This window comes from Oscillospiraceae bacterium (assembly GCA_035353335.1).
GTDB lineage: Bacteria > Bacillota > Clostridia > Oscillospirales > JAKOTC01 > DAOPZJ01.
The window spans coordinates 1-16,046 of the sequence record DAOPZJ010000012.1 but is presented as its reverse complement, the minus strand read 5'-3'; the positions used below and the strand labels follow the sequence as shown (position 1 = coordinate 16,046).

Annotated in this window: 13 protein-coding genes; 10 read left to right on the top strand and 3 right to left on the bottom strand. The window is 46.4% G+C overall.

The genetic code is table 11. The annotated features are described in order from the left end of the window. Nucleotides 1-11 precede the first annotated feature (11 nt). Both PKH29_04010 and PKH29_04005 read left to right on the top strand, forming a co-directional pair. Nucleotides 12-1,238, top strand: a complete 1,227-nt coding sequence (locus tag PKH29_04010) for a hypothetical protein (protein HNX13999.1) — start codon at nt 12-14, stop codon at nt 1,236-1,238. Nucleotides 1,239-1,250: 12 nt separating this feature from the next. Next, nucleotides 1,251-2,204, top strand: a complete 954-nt coding sequence (locus tag PKH29_04005; protein HNX13998.1) for a dihydrodipicolinate synthase family protein — start codon at nt 1,251-1,253, stop codon at nt 2,202-2,204. Nucleotides 2,205-2,297: 93 nt separating this feature from the next. Here the strand turns inward: PKH29_04005 and PKH29_04000 are convergent, their stop codons facing one another. The 3 genes from PKH29_04000 to PKH29_03990 all read right to left on the bottom strand — a co-directional run bounded on the left by PKH29_04000 (nt 2,298) and on the right by PKH29_03990 (nt 6,229). Then, nucleotides 2,298-2,501 (bottom strand): hypothetical protein, encoded by a 204-nt coding sequence (locus PKH29_04000; GenBank protein ID HNX13997.1) that lies wholly within the window; start codon nt 2,499-2,501, stop codon nt 2,298-2,300. Between the two features lie 124 nt (nt 2,502-2,625). Continuing rightward, nucleotides 2,626-4,431, bottom strand: a complete 1,806-nt coding sequence (locus tag PKH29_03995; protein HNX13996.1) for an ABC transporter ATP-binding protein — start codon at nt 4,429-4,431, stop codon at nt 2,626-2,628. Further along, nucleotides 4,424-6,229, bottom strand: a complete 1,806-nt coding sequence (locus PKH29_03990) for an ABC transporter ATP-binding protein (protein ID HNX13995.1) — start codon at nt 6,227-6,229, stop codon at nt 4,424-4,426. Before PKH29_03990 ends, PKH29_03995 begins: the two co-directional genes overlap by 8 nt. A 277-nt stretch (nt 6,230-6,506) precedes the next feature. Here PKH29_03990 and PKH29_03985 point away from each other — a divergent pair, with 277 nt between their 5' ends. The 8 genes from PKH29_03985 (at nt 6,507) to PKH29_03950 (ending at nt 15,851) form a co-directional block, all read left to right on the top strand. Next, nucleotides 6,507-8,948, top strand: a complete 2,442-nt coding sequence (locus PKH29_03985; protein ID HNX13994.1) for an ABC transporter substrate-binding protein — start codon at nt 6,507-6,509, stop codon at nt 8,946-8,948. A 117-nt stretch (nt 8,949-9,065) separates the two neighbouring features. Beyond that, entirely contained in the window at nt 9,066-10,055 is a 990-nt protein-coding gene (locus PKH29_03980) for an ABC transporter permease (protein HNX13993.1), read from the top strand. Nucleotides 10,056-10,071: 16 nt separating this feature from the next. Further along, entirely contained in the window at nt 10,072-11,919 is a 1,848-nt protein-coding gene (locus PKH29_03975) for an ABC transporter permease (protein HNX13992.1), read from the top strand. 9 nt (nt 11,920-11,928) lie between these two features. After that, complete coding sequence (locus tag PKH29_03970) at nt 11,929-13,089, top strand: ABC transporter ATP-binding protein (protein ID HNX13991.1); 1,161 nt, start codon at nt 11,929-11,931, stop codon at nt 13,087-13,089. Further along, on the top strand, nt 13,086-14,102 hold the full coding sequence (locus tag PKH29_03965) for an ATP-binding cassette domain-containing protein (GenBank protein HNX13990.1): 1,017 nt from the start codon (nt 13,086-13,088) through the stop codon (nt 14,100-14,102). The genes PKH29_03970 and PKH29_03965 overlap by 4 nt, the downstream gene beginning before the upstream one ends. Before the next feature lie 83 nt (nt 14,103-14,185). Next, complete coding sequence (locus tag PKH29_03960) at nt 14,186-14,443, top strand: hypothetical protein (GenBank protein ID HNX13989.1); 258 nt, start codon at nt 14,186-14,188, stop codon at nt 14,441-14,443. 46 nt (nt 14,444-14,489) lie between these two features. Further along, on the top strand, nt 14,490-14,936 hold the full coding sequence (locus PKH29_03955) for a hypothetical protein (GenBank protein ID HNX13988.1): 447 nt from the start codon (nt 14,490-14,492) through the stop codon (nt 14,934-14,936). A gap of 696 nt (nt 14,937-15,632) precedes the next feature. Continuing rightward, a complete protein-coding gene (locus PKH29_03950) occupies nt 15,633-15,851 on the top strand; it encodes a helix-turn-helix transcriptional regulator (protein ID HNX13987.1) in 219 nt (72 codons plus the stop codon). Nucleotides 15,852-16,046 lie beyond the last annotated feature (195 nt).

Sequence of the window (16,046 nt, the reverse complement as noted above, 5' to 3'; positions counted from 1 at the left end):
GAGGAATTGCTTTGAAAAAGATACTTCCGCTTCTCATTGCCATTACCATCATTGTATGCGGTTGTGCTGTCCCGAGTAACGAGAGTGATCTTTCGGGAAATTCGAGTACACCGAACTTTGAAGCTGCTTCCTCTCTGACGGTGACATCCGTCGCCTCGTCGGCAGCATCGACGGTTTCGAAAGTATCTTCTTCACCATCAACCGTTTCGAAAGATATCGACCAAATCATGACGCAGGCCGATTTCAATGACTTCATGGAAAACGTGTTCCCTCAGGTAATAATTTTAATCGGAGGAGCGGAAACATGCGACCCGAACGATTCAATCGAAATAGACGGCGTGACATATTATAAAATTACTGATAAAAAGTATAACACTGTTGAAAAACTCAAGGCAGAATTTGCAAAATACTTCACCGATGAATATGTTAATGAAGATTTCAGCTCATTCTTTGAAAGCGGAAAGCCCTATAAAGAAAAAGACGGAATCATTTATTCTCATGTTGATGATTCGATAACAACTTTTGAAGTTGCTTATAAGGATCATTATAGTGATCATGAATACGTGGATTCTATTTACCTTTCTTCGGTTCCAAATAAAGATCACCTGTATTTTTATTTTAATTTTACGATGGTGCCTAATATCAGAAAATGGAAGATCGGTTTGGCACAATATGGAATTGTTCAAACTACCCCTGCGAAAAAACCGGTACTTTACCTCTACCCTGAAACAGTTACCGATGTGACGGTCACGCTCGATTTAAACGGTACATTGGGCTGTACCTATCCGGCATACCCGAAAGACGGCTGGAAGGTCACGGCTTATCCGAACGGAAAGTTGATTGTCGGCGGCGAGGAATATAATTACCTGTTCTGGGAGGGCAATTTGAATACGGTTTTCACCTTTGACAAGGGTTTTTGCGTCAAGGGCTCGGACACGGCTGCGTTTTTGAAAAAGGCGCTCTCCGAGATGGGGTTGATTCCGAGCGAATACAACGACTTCATCGTCTGCTGGCTGCCGCAGATGGAGAAAAACGCTTTTAACTTGATTTCGTTTGCTCATGTGAGTTATACTGACAATGCGAAACTCGAGATCACTCCGAAACCGAATTCAACGCTTCGGGTATTTATGATCTTTAAACCGCTTCAAAAGCCGGTTACAATTGCACCGCAGACATTTGAAAAATTCGAAAGGAACGGGTTCACGGTCGTCGAATGGGGCGGCGCAGAGATCGACTGAACACGAACACTAATGAACAAAAATCCAAACCACGGCGTGTATCCGACTATGATTACGCCGTACAACAAAAATGGCAACATCGACTTCGGCGCGGTGGATGCGCTGGTCGAATGGTACTATCATAAGGGTTGTGACGGAATCTTTACCGCCTGCCAATCGAGTGAGATTTTCTTTTTATCGCTCAATGAGCGGGTATCGCTGGCAAGAAACGTGAAAGAAAAGGCCGATGCCCTTGCAGCTATCGGTGGTTCACGCAAGGCCATGACGGTGGTCGCTTCCGGACATATCTCCGAAAGTTTTGATGATCAGGTCAAGGAATTGACGTTGATTGCCGAAACCGGCGTCGATGCAGTAATTTTGATCTCCAACCGATTCGACATCGACAACACCGGCGACGCGAAATGGGTATGCGATTTAAATGCTTTAACCGAGCAATTGCCCAAAGATACCGCACTCGGCGTCTATGAGTGCCCCTATCCGTATAAACGGCTGCTCACCCCCGCAATGCTCAATGCCTGTATCAAAACCGGGCGATTCACTTTTATCAAAGACACTTGCTGTGACACCAAAACGATTGCCGGACGCATCAAGCAGCTGGACGGCACCGGTGTTAATCTTTTCAATGCCAACTCACTGACGCTGCTGGATTCCCTGCACAGCGGAGCGGCAGGATTCAGCGGCATTATGGGCAATTTTCACCCGCAGCTTTATTCATGGCTCTGCCGTAATTACATGACGCAGTCCGAAACCGCCGAAAAAGTTCAAGCATTTCTAACTTTAGCGTCGCTGACCGAGACGATGGCATACCCCTGCACCGCCAAATACCACCTCTCCGAAATTGAGGGAATAAAGATGGAATACACCTCCCGCGCCCGCGATGTAAATCAATTGACGGACTACCAAAAATCCTGCGTCCGTCAGATGGATTTATTAGCGAGAATGATTTATACGCAATTGCCAAAATAGTAGAGGTTTGGTGATATCGGGATTTTTTCGATTCGAATTATTATACGCAGAAAAAACCGCGCGAACGCAAGTCTTACGTTTGCGCGGTTTTTTTCAATCGTCCTCCGGGTCTGTTGTGAGATCGGGAAACAGATCCAGCGGGCCGTCGGCATCGATCGGCATATTGCCGATCGACGGCACCGCACCGGTCATCTCATTCGCCGACGCCGTTGTATTCATCGTAAACATCGCGATATTTCCTTCGACGCCGTGAGACCGGCTGCGCTTTTTCGGGTCTTTCTTAGGATCACCAATCATGAGATCAACCTCCCAGCCGAGAGTCGTCTATAGTGTTCGGCGAGTAGGAAAAAATATACCTATTTTTATTCCAAAATCGACAATATTCAATAATTCATTTTTATAACCCAATATGAATATTATATCATTCTTTATAATTTTCCGCTTGTGAATTAAAAAGCTTGAAATATAAACTGTCTTTTTTAGCCATCAGGGCGGTGTGAGTGTCAAAATCAGCTACCATACCGTCTTGAAGGATCAGTATCCGGTCACAGAAGACACTGCTCGACATCCGGTGAGAGATGTAAAACGCTGTTTTATCCCCGACGAGCTTATTGAAGTTGGCATAGATATCCGCCTCAGCGAGCGGATCCAGCGCAGAAGTCGGTTCGTCGAGGATAATAAACGATGCGTTTTTATACAGCGCACGGGCGATGGCCACTTTTTGGCTCTCACCACCCGAAAGCTCGACGCCATCAGGTGAATAAGCCTTGCCTAACGTTGTCTTGATGCCGTTCGGCAGAGATTCGATCTTATCTTTTAGGCCGACTTGCGTCAGCAGATTGTCAATAGAAATATCATCGGTTCCGCTGGGCTTGCAGGTAATATTTTCGTCGATGCCGAATGCGAAGAGGCGATAATCCTGAAATACCGCTGCGATGCGCGCCAAATAGCTTTCATGGTCATATTCGAAAATATTCATGCCGTTGATTTTAATCATGCCGGAATCGGGTTTATACAGTCGGCAAAGCAATTTAATCAGCGTTGTCTTGCCTGCTCCGTTTAGGCCGACAATCGAAATTTTTTCGCCGCCTTCGATCTTGAAAGAGATGTTTTTTAAAACAGGTTTTTCGCACTTGGGATAAGTGAAGGTGACGTTAATAAACTCTATGCTTTTAATTCCGTCCTCAAAGACGACATGCCCGCCTGTTTCTCTTTGGTCGGGGATGCGCATGAATTCAAAGAACGGATCGAGGTAACCGAGCATCTGGTTGATGGTGATAACACTGTTTCCAAGCTGTGTAAAGGTGGTTGAAAAGCTGATTGCCGACGAAACATACATTGTAAATGAACCGAGACCGATTCTCGAACCCAGTTTATCTGTAATTACCCGAATTCCGACATAACCGTAGGCAAGCGCAGCCTGAAGATCGCCTATAATGCCGACAAGTCCGCTAAAACGCCCGTAGCGCCGGTTGAATTTCGTAAACCAATTATTAATATCGGCATTATAATAAGTGATCCGGTCGGTAATCATCGGCGCCATGTTATAAAGCCGCGCGTCCTTTTGAATCTTATCATCAAAAGTCAGCCCGACATAATAACCGTAGCGCCGGTTGACCGGGAGCAGTTGTTCAAAGAATTTAAGTTGATATTTTTTAAAATTTCTATTGAATAATAAAGTCGTGGCGAGTGCCGTGCAAAGCAGCAACACCAGCACCCAACTCAGCGTGAACATGACTGTCATCAGGCCGATTAAAGTTACCGCGCTTTTAAGCGCTGTCGCCGCACTGTTAATTAAATTTTCAAGGGCTGATTGGTTGTTGATGGCGAAGACACCGCGTTCTTTTAAATCGAGATAATAGGGATCTTCGAGATGTCCGTATTCGATATTCATGATTTTATCAGCCATTGCCCGCGACAAGCTATGGCGCACATAAATATTTCTTACATCCAACAGACGTTTGACCGTGTTATTTAAAAAGGCAAACAGCAGATTTCCGCAGATAATAATCCCGGCGAATATTAACAATTCACGTGAGCGCATCTGCCCTACGAGCTCCTCGACCAAAAACTTTGGCAGAATGACGTTCGCAAGCACCTGACCGCCCCCGATCACAGCGTTCGCGATTAAAATCAAAATATAAGCCGGAGAGATTTTCCAAGCCAGAGAAAAAAACAAAATCAGCATTTTGAGGTTTTGCCCGCGCCTGCGCTTTTTCTCATCCATTCACAGAGGCTCCTTCTCTGTAGTATTTCCCCTGTACCGTGAACATCTTATAATAACTTCCGCGTTTCTGCATCAGTTCTGCGTGATTGCCGTATTCACACAGACCATCGATGTCAAACAAGGCGATTTTATCGCAGAATTTGGTGCTTGCAAGCCGATGAGAGATATACACAGCCGTCTTGCCTTTGACCAGATGACTGAAGTCCTCATATATTTCGGCCTCAGCCAGCGCATCCAGCGCTGCGGTCGGCTCGTCCATAATCACCATATTGGCATCTTTATAAAGCGCCCGGGCAATCACAAGCTTTTGGCTCTCTCCGCCCGATAACAGCGCGCCATCTTCTTCGATGATCTTTAACATCATCTGATCGAGACCTTTTGCGAAGCTTCCGATTTTATCCGATAATCCGACCTTGTCTATTGCCGCTTTTACCCGATGCTCATCAATCCCGTCGGAGCGGCAGGCGACATTTTCTTTTACAGTGAACGCAAGAATGTTGATATCCTGAAAAACCACCGAGAACATCGACCAGAGCGCAAGCCGATTATAATCATTCAACGGCCTTCCGTTGATTAAAATTTCTGCCTCTGTAACCTGGAATAAACCCAGCATCAGTTTGACCAGCGTGCTTTTACCGGCTCCGTTGATGCCGACGACCGCCAAACGCTCGCCCTTTCTGATTATTAAATTCAAATGTTCGAAGATATAGCGATCAGTTTTGGGATATTTGAAGCTCACGTCTCTGAATTCGATCTCCAGCGCGTCATTTTTCACCGCGGGCAGATCGCCGCCCTTTTCCCCGAGGTCCTTATCCAGGAACACGAAAAGGTCATGGGCATACTGGCCCTCGTTAATAACGAAGGTCACATTGTCAATCAGCGTTTTCAATAAACCCGATAGGGAGACCATTGCCGCAAGATACATAGAGAAATCGGCGATAGACATTCCAGCCCTCATTTTCACGATTAAAAGACCGTAAGTCGCAACATCGCTGATGAGCAGAGTCAGCAATCCGAAAAATCCGAGTCCGTATTCACGGTTTTTAATCGATCGCCAGATATCGGTATACCCACGGATTTCGGTTTCAAAATTCTTTGAAATGCGGCTGCGAAAATTATAAAGCCGGATGTCTTTACCATAAGAAAAATCATGTGTTGTGGTATCGTAATATCGGATCCTGCGCTCTCCGTGTTTTAACTCGGAACGTTTATTGTATTGAAAAAAATGCCCGAACCGGCCGATTAAATATACCATTCCGACATTAGCAAGCAGCGCGACCAAAATCCAAATATCCAGCATGCCGATAAAGACGATAAAAGAGATTGAAGTCAAGAAAATCGCAGGCGTTTCAAATAATTTATGATAAACGCCCTCGATTCCGTTCATATTGCTGCTTGTTGAATCAAAAGCCTTACCGTTCTCCTCATTAAAAGAGGCGTCCTCACAATATTTGTAATCCATTGTCATCAGTTTGACGGCCATATCCCGCAGATATTCAATTCGGATCATCGTCATTCGCGGATAGGTGATGCCGTATAGGACGCTTTTCAGATATCCGAACAGCGATGCCGCTCCCAAAAAGCTAAAAACGATAAAAATAATATGAATAATCCGGGGATTTGAAGTAATTAATTCGCCGATTAAAAGTTTAGGCAGAATTACGGCTAAAATCGGGTATATGCCGGCAAAGAAAGTATATAGAATAAAATAACCCCAAAGAGGTTTGTCCACCGCTCCGAGATGTTTTATCAGCCGATTGATCGTTTTCCCCACAGGATATGTATTTTCTTTCTTCACTTTGCGGGGCACCTCCGTTTTTTATATAATTATATAAACGGAATAATATCATTTCCGCTTCGGCTTGTCAATGATATCCATTCGAATTATATAATTTTGTGAATTTTTCTTGTTAAAGCTCGTTACAAATATAAATAAATACGCCTTTTATGTGATGAATATGTGACATTTCGTACCATTCCATAAAAACCTGTTGACTTTTTACGAGCTCTATGGTACAATCACACAAACTTTATCAGAATTGTAAAGTTGAATTATGAATTGGAGGTAGGTCTTGATGAAATTGTCCCTCAAGCGTGTCTTGGGAATCGCACTGGCGGTCGTAATGTGCCTCGGCATGATTGCCGGCTGCTCTGCCCTTCCGAAAAAAGCGACGATTAAAACACCATTGGTCGTTGCGTATGATCCCTTCAGCGGAAAATTCAGCCCCTTCTTTTCCGACACAGCCATGGATACAGACGTTGTCTCATTGACGCAGGTCTCCTTGATGACAACAGACAGAACCGGCGGTATTGTTTATAAAGCGATTGAAGGCGAGAAAATCTCTTATAACGGAACCGAATATACATATAAGGGCATTTCCGATCTGAAAGTCACTCAAAACGCCGATGGTTCGACTACTTACCAAGCCAAAATCAGAGACGACGTGAAATTCTCCGACGGCGAAAAGTTGACTGCAGATGACATTATTTTCACATATTATGTTCTCTGCGACCCGACCTATGTCGGCTCCACCACTTTGTCCTCTTACGGCATCGTCGGTCTGCAGAATTATCAGACCCAGACGACCGATGAGGTCTATGCCAAATATGAGAAGATGGCTGCGGATATCTATGCCGCGGGTCCGACTCATGTCTGGGCAGCGACAGACACCTGGTCTCAGGCACAGCAAGATGGTTTCTGGGCACTCGTTAAATCGGTTTGGACCGAAGATGTCCAGGCAATCGTCGACTATTGCATGGCCAATTATGTCAGCGCCGATTCCGGCAACGGAGTCACTTACGGCGAAGCCATGACCGGTAAGACAGTTGATGAAATCACTGCGACTCCTGGTCTTCAGATTACATTCGGTATTGCGATTTGGGGATTCGGCGAAGTGAAAGACGGCGTTTTGACGACTCTTTCCGGCAAGACATTTGACATTAAGAATGGCGTTTATCCCACTATTGAAAATTACTATGAAGAAGCATATGCGAAATATAAGGGCGATCCGGTTGCTTATTTTACCACCGAAGCAGCTGATGAATCCGACGTTCTCGGTACCGCTTCCGCCAAGTTCATCAGCGAATACGGTCCCAAAGACGAAAGCATGGGCGGACAGGGCGTTCCGAACATCGCGGGCATCAAGAAGATCGACGATTATACGATTGAAGTAACTACCACCGGTTACGAAGCTCCGGCGATTTACTCCATTCTCGGCATCTCCGTTACCCCGCTGCATTATTACGGCGACAAGGCCCAGTATGATTACGCCAATAATAAGTTCGGCTTCCCCTTCGGCGATCTCTCCGGTGTTCAGGCAAAGACCTCCAATCCGGTGGGTGCAGGCCCGTATAAGTTCGTGAAGTTCGAAGATAAAGTTGTCTATTTCGAAGCAAATCCGAATTATTACAAAGGCTGCCCGAAACTTCAATACATCCAGTTCAAAGAAGTCGGCGAAGCCGACAAGATCACCTCGATTCAATCCGGCGCTGTCGACGTTTCCAACCCGAGCGGCAGCAAGACCAAGTTCCAGCAGATTCGTGATATCAACGGCGGCGAGCTCAACGGCACGGTCCTCACGACCAACTCCGTCGACAACCTCGGCTACGGCTATATCGGCATGAATGCAGATACAATCAAAGTCGGCACCGATGGTTCTTCCGCCGCTTCCAAGAATCTTAGAAAAGGTATCGCAACTCTGCTTGCCGTTTATCGCGACGTCGCCATCAACAGCTATTACGGCGATGCGGCCGCAGTCATTAACTATCCGATTTCCAACACCTCCTGGGCTGCTCCGCAAAAATCGGATGCCGATTATGCGGTTGCGTTCTCTAAAGATGTCGACGGAAAAGACATCTATACTTCCGCAATGGATGCCGAAGCCAGATATGCTGCGGCGCTCAAAGCTACAATCGGCTTCCTGAAAGCGGCCGGTTATACTTTCAACGATGCCACCGGTAAATTCACCGCAGCGCCCGAAGGTGCCAAACTCACTTATGAAGCCCTGATCCCCGGCGACGGCATCGGCGATCACCCGAACTTCCAGGTGCTTTCCAACGCAGCCGCTGCGCTCGGAACCATCGGCATTACACTGACGGTTTCCGACCTGGCTGATTCTTCGATCCTTTGGGATCGCCTTGACGCCGGAACCCAGGAAATCTGGACGGCTGCATGGCAAGCCACCATCGACCCGGATATGTACCAGGTCTATCACAGCTCCGGTATTGTCGGTAAAGGCGGCTCTGATTCCAACCACTACCATATCAACGATGCCGATTTGGATAAGTCGATCGTTGACGCCCGTGCAAGCGCGGATCAGGCGTTCAGAAAAGCGACCTATAAGGCTTGCCTGGACATCATCCTCGATTGGGCAGTTGAAGTTCCGTCTTATCAGAGACAGAATATTATCGTCTTCAGCACCGAACGTGTCAACATCGAAACGGTTACGCCGGATATCACGACATATTGGGGCTGGATGAGCGATATCGAAACTCTTGAGGTCTACGAAGCCAAATAAAACCCTGCGGTTTATTCAGTTATTATCTATTGAGGAAAGCCCGCCTGACGGTGGGCTTTCCTCTTAGACCGCGCTTTCCGGAAGATTCTATCCTGTTTGCAAGGAGAAAACGCACAAATGTGGAAGTTTTTAGTAAGACGCCTGTTGTTGAGCGCAATCATTCTCTTCATCGTCGCTTTGATTATCTATACCATTCTTCGCTGTCTACCGACTTCGTATATTGAATCGGTTGCACGTGAACTCTCCAATAAACCCGGAAGCAAGAGCTATACCGAGGTTTTGGCGCAATTGAAAGAAGTCTATAAAATGAACGGCTCCATCCTTGAGGGCTTTTTCGCCTGGATTGGCGGGTCGCTTTTAAAAGGTGATTTCGGCGTCTCGTGGGTTTATAACGTACCCGTCGTGGATAAGTTCAAAGATGTCATTTGGGATTCTTTTTATCTCGGATTTGCTTCTTTGATTTTGGAACTAGTCATTGCTATCCCGCTCGGAATTATAGCCGCACGGAAACAATACAGCAGGACCGATTATTCGGTCACCGTATTCGCTCTCGTCGGCATTTCGCTTCCTTCGTTTTTCTTTGCGACGCTCTTGAAATTGGTTTTTGCATTTAAACTCAATTGGCTTGAGCCCGTCGGTAAGGTCAGCCGCTTCCATGACCAGATGACAGGTTTAGGGCAGGCGATGGATGTCTCGGCGCATTTTCTTCTCCCCGTGCTGACGCTGACCATTGTCAGCATCGGTTTCCTGATGCGTTATACCCGCACCAATATGCTTGAAGTTCTCAATTCGGACTATATCCGCACCGCCCGTGCAAAAGGCCTTTCCGAGCGGTCGGTTATTAATAAACACGCCTTCCGCAACACTTTGATTCCGATCGTCACGATCGTCGGCGGTACGCTTCCGAGCTTGTTTGCCGGCGCGATGATCACAGAGCAACTTTTCTCGATTCCCGGTATCGGATATACTTCTTATAACGCCATGATTAAAGGGGATCTGCCTTTCTCCATGTTCTATATGCTGTTTTTAGCGGCACTGACTCTTCTCGGAACTCTGATCGCCGACATTTTATATGCCGTGGTCGATCCGAGAGTCCGTGTTAATTAGAGAGGAGGCGCCGAAAATGGACGATAAGATAAAGAAAACCAATTTACCCGAAGAGTTAAACAGAGAAATAAACGACCCCAACGCTCAAAACGGATCCTCTTCCGCCGAAAAAACGCTCGACGATGTTCAGCGCATAAAGGTCCTTTCCCCATCGATGATGGTCATGAGGCGTTTTATACGAAACCGCCTTGCCATTGCCGGTCTGATCATCATTATCGCAATGTTTTTGTTCTCGTTTGTCGGCGGCCTTCTGCATCCGTTCGGAGAGACACAGATCTTCTATAAAAAAGAAGATCAATCTTCCCGTTATGCAAGCGCAACCGTCAACAACAACTACTATTACGATGTAGCAGAGGGCAAAAATTTTAATTCGCTCGGCCTTGCGCAGTTTATTTTGGCTAGAAATAACGGCACGCCGACTTTCTCCGCAAAAATAAACGGCAAAGATCTCACATTCTCGATCCAACAAGTCGGTGATGATTCTTATCTCCTCAATGAGGGCAACCCGGTGTTGAAAATTACCCTGCTCGGCGGAAATATGAATTACTCGCCTGCTTCCGGCTTCAATTTGTCAGAGGCTTTTAAGAGCGCTTTCTTTAAAGCATATAACGCCGGAGAGACCATTTTTAGCTACGGCAGTGAGGATTATGCGATTCAAGCCTCAAAACTCGAAATCACCGTTTCAACCTTCAAACCTGCGGTCCTGCTTTCAAAGAATATATATGATGCTTATAAAGCAGCTTTTAAACCCGATTTCAGCTTTAAATTAGCCTCAGAAACGACCCTGACCGCTTTGAAAAAGACGATGGCGGAACAGAATCTGGGTCAATCATCTTCCTCCTTTGAATATAACGGCGAGAGTTATGTTCTTGAAGTTCGTTCGGGTTCCGATATCTCGGTAATATCCTCAGTAAAAGACGGAGTTTCCGCACCAATCGCTAACATCAGTAAAATCGTCGTCACTCCGTATGCCTCCGACATCTTCCTGACGGTCGAATATAAATCAACGGTGGCAAAGGCTATCAGCGAAGGTCTTACGGAATTTGAAGCACTCGACAACAAAGGGGAGGCGGTGCATTTTTCCGTCGAACGCAAAGACCTTGAATATGTCATCCGCACTGATCTTACGCTCGATTTAATCGATTCTTATGCGCTGCCGAGTACCACGCACTGGCTGGGCACAGATGGCTCCGGCATGGATGTTTTGGTCCGACTGATGTACGGCGGCCGTATTTCGCTGATGATCGGTTTTGTCGTCGTCGTCATCGAAACCCTGATCGGTATCGTGATCGGCGGAATTTCCGGTTATTTCGGAAAATGGATCGATACGCTCTTGATGCGCCTGGTCGAAATCTTCAATTGCATCCCGACCCTGCCGTTGTTCATCATCATCGGCACAGCGATGAGTGTGATGAAGATCGATCCGACCGTGCGAATCTATCTTTTGATGGTTTTGCTGGGTGTGACCGGCTGGCCCGGAATCGCCCGCGTCGTCAGAGGTCAGATTTTGTCGCTGCGCGAGCAGGAATTCATGACGGCGGCGGAAGCCAGCGGCCTTTCGACCTCACGTAAAATTTTCAAGCACCTGATTCCGAACGTAATTCCTCAATTAATCGTTTATGCGACCATGGGTCTCGGCAGTGTCATTTTAACCGAGGCAACCTTGAGCTTTTTGGGACTCGGCGTAAAATATCCATATGCCTCCTGGGGCAATATCATCAATTCCGTAAACGACAGCTATGTACTTCAAAATTATTGGTTCGTTTGGATCCCTGCCGGATTTTTAATTCTGCTGACAGTGCTCGGATTCAACTTTATCGGCGACGGTCTGCGCGATGCGTTTGACCCGAAAATGAAAAGGTAGGTGATCGCTTTGAAAAAGAACGATAAGAGGTCCGTTAAAAGCATCAATTACCTTTCCGCTCAGGAAGCACGCGCAATTTCAAAGCGAAACCGCAAGATTACCGATGAGCTTGATAAAAAACGTAACCGCAAGGACGTTCCGATTTCCGAGTTTACCGCCGTGATGCGCGATTCCGGCAATGTCGTCGAATTCGATGATCTGCACACCTATTTCTTCACCGATTTGGGCATCGTCAAAGCGGTCGACGGCGTTTCATTCGACGTACCGAAGGGAAAAACCGTCGGCGTTGTCGGAGAGTCCGGCTGCGGTAAATCGGTCATGAGTTTGTCTTTGATGCAGCTTTTACAACGTCCCACCGGCCAGATTGTCAGCGGTGAAATACGTTTTGATTCGGGGGACGGCATATACGACATCGCAAAAACGCCGACGTATTTTATGCAGAAGATCCGCGGCAACAAAATATCAATGATTTTTCAAGAGCCGATGACCAGTTTGAATCCGGTCTTTCGAATCGGAGATCAAGTCGACGAGGTCATCACGCTCCACAACCTTGAAATGAATAAAGAAGCCGTTAAGAATCGCACTATCGAAATGCTCAATATGGTCGGTATCGCAAATTCCGAGGGCGTTTATAAGATGTATCCGCATGAGCTTTCCGGCGGTATGCGCCAGCGCGTAATGATCGCAATCGCGCTTGCCTGCAATCCCAAACTGATCATCGCGGACGAGCCGACTACGGCGCTCGACGTCACGATTCAAGCCCAGATTCTCGATCTGCTGCGTACACTGAAGGATAAGATTAACGGCAGCATTATGTTGATTACCCACGATCTCGGCGTCATCGCGGAAATGGCTGATTTCGTCGTAGTCATGTATGCGGGCCGCATCGTCGAAAAAGGCACCGCAACCGAAATTTTCACAGACCCGAAACACCCTTATACCATTGGCTTGATGAAGAGCAAACCGATTGTCGGCAAAGTCACCGAACGCCTTTACAACATCCCCGGTCAGGTTCCGAATCCGATCAATATGCCTAACTATTGTTATTTCAGAGACAGATGTGAAAAATGCATCGATAAATGCAGCGGGCAATATCCTCCAGAAATAAGAATATCCGACACCCATTTCGTCTCATGCTATCTTTATGACGGGGAGGGTTCGAATAAATGAGCGAGCTTTTAACGAAAAACGAATATAAACCAATGGTGCACAATAAAGATAATCTGATCGAGGTCCATGCGCTTCGCACTTACTTTCCGATCAAAACCGGTCTTTTCGCCCATGTCACCGGCTATGTCAAGGCGGTCGACGGGGTCTCGTTCAACATAAAACGCGGACAGACGATGGGGCTTGTCGGCGAATCCGGCTGCGGAAAAACCACGATCGGCAGAACCATTCTTCGCCTGACGCCTCACACCGACGGAGAAGTTCTTTTTGACGGAAAGCCCGTCTTTAAACTCTCGAACAAAGAGCTGAAGGCCATCCGTCCCAAGATGCAGATCATCTTCCAGGACCCGTATTCGAGTCTGTCGCCGCGCATGCCGGTCGGCGAGATCATCGGCGAAGCCGTCCGCGAACACGATCTGGTCGACCCGAAAGAATTTGATCGGTATATCACGGCAAAGATGAATGCCTGCGGACTTCAGGAATATCATAAGGACAGATATCCGCATGAGTTCTCCGGCGGTCAGCGGCAGCGCATCTGTATTGCCCGGGCTCTTGCGCTCAATCCGGATTTTGTGGTCTGCGACGAACCGGTCTCGGCATTGGATGTATCGATTCAAGCTCAAATCATCAACTTGCTAAAAGATTTGCAAGAAAAATTCCATCTCACTTATCTGTTCATCTCGCACGACCTCTCTGTCGTAGAGCATATCTCCGATACGATCGGAGTCATGTATCTGGGTTCTATGGTGGAGACCGGCACCAAGGAAGACGTCTTCCGCGAGCCGCTGCACCCATATACCCAAGCCTTGTTCAGTGCCATTCCGATGCCGGATCCCACGGTTAAGATGAATCGTATCATTTTGCAGGGTAGTATCCCATCTCCCGCGAATCCGCCGTCGGGATGCAAATTTCACACCCGCTGCAGACACTGTATGGAAATTTGTAAAAATATCAATCCGGAACCCGTCGATGTCGGAAACGGCCATATCGTTAATTGCCATTTGATTAAAAAATAAAGTTGTTTAAAAGGAATCGATAAGATATTCGACGATAACAGACGCATGCAGTGCAATCTCGTTTAGAAAAAGACTAACGTTATATGTTTAGAAAAAAAGACAAAAAGACTTATGATGACGATGACGGGCGTGTCATAGCGCCTATGAATGTCGAGGGAATGCCTTGGTATCGCAAAGGCAAATCGCTCGGCGATTCGGAGTCCAAACAACCGCCGCTGACAAAAAGAGAGGCTCTGGTTCTGATTCTCAACGGCGCACTTGCCGGATTAGCCATCGCATTGATTCTCGGCGGCCTCGGTGCATTATTTATCCTGTTTCTGACGAATGTCTGGTTTAAATAAGGTGATTGCTTTGGCACAAAAACGAATCATTGGAACGAAAATATTCATGTTCGCTGTAATCATCCTGCTGATCGGAGGAATTACCTGGATTATCGACACGGTGGTTACCCGTTACGATGTCATGCGATATGAAGACTCGGTGGATGTTTTTATCGGCAAAGGTGTTGAAAGCGGGAACGTAACCGCTGTTTACGGCGAACAGAAGATATTGGTGAACCTCAATAATTTTCAAGCCATGCGCAGCCTGCTCACGATTACCGAGCGGCAAAAACTTCTCTCGCCTCCTTCCACCGAAAATAGATTATCGATCATGGTTACAGTGGATGAAGAGAATTATTTTATTGTTTATTACCTCAACGAGAACGGAGATACGCTCCTGCGCACCTGCCTTGACGGAAAGATACGTAATTTTTTCATCGACGGGCCCCATTATCAGGTCTTCGACCGAATGCTGAAATACATGTCACCTGGCGGAGTAAACGATAATAATTAATTAAATTAGGTAAATTATTTATTGAATATCGATAAATATATATTGACATACAAAATTTTTCGTGCTATACTGTCTTCATCCCGGTTACGATTCGAGTCGGAATCAGCATTAAGGAGTGAAATGATGTATGGTAAAGTCATTTATCGATTTAAAATTTTATAAAATTCTTCGAATTGTTTTGAACATCGGAGTATGGATTGCAGCGGGTGCTTTTTTGATTTCTTTTTTTGTGCTGCTGTTTATACCGGAAACGGAATTCAATCTGGCCTTCGAAGGATTTACTTTGAGCGAAATCAATACGCCCGAAACAGCTTTTCAAAGAGTCACTTTCTTAGTCAGCGCCGGTTTGATGATGCTTTCAGGCGTCTTTTGCATATGGATGCTCCGAAATATCGTCAATTCGTTTAAATTCGGTTCGCCTTTTTCGAAAGATAATGTCAGGCGGATCAGACTGTTCGGGTGGGCTTTGATCGTTATGGCATATCTAAAGCAATTCGCATGTTTTATAACAGCGGACAGAATCAGCCAAACACTAACCGGGAGAGGAACAAATTCATTAATTCAAGCGCGGTTTTCTGTAATCCCTGAAGGCGCAGTGTTGGCTTTATGTGTTTTACTGTTAGCTGAGATTTTTCGATACGGCTGCTTACTTCAGTCCGAACACGACACGACCGTTTAGGGAAGGAAAGTTTTTTTATGCCGATTATCATACGTCTGGACCGAATGATGGCCGACAGGAAAATGTCATTGAACGAATTGTCCGAACGGGTCGGAATCACCATAGCTAATCTGTCCAATTTTAAAAACGCTAAAATCAGCGCCGTAAGGCTCGGCACGATGGAGGCAATCTGCGAGGCATTGAATTGTCAGCCCGGTGATTTATTTGAGTATCGGAAAAGCGAAAAAAAAATATGAAACAAAGCGCCTGCTGCGACAGGCACTTTGTTTTGCATATTAAATAACTAAATATGAAACAAATCTTTGCTCACTGATTTTTCAAAAACAATCAGCGGCACATGCATCTCATCGGAAGTAAAGCCGGCATGTGCGGCTTTGAAACCGTGCGAATCGGCTCTCGGTAAGGAATCAATGGAAACCATCCCTGTTGCG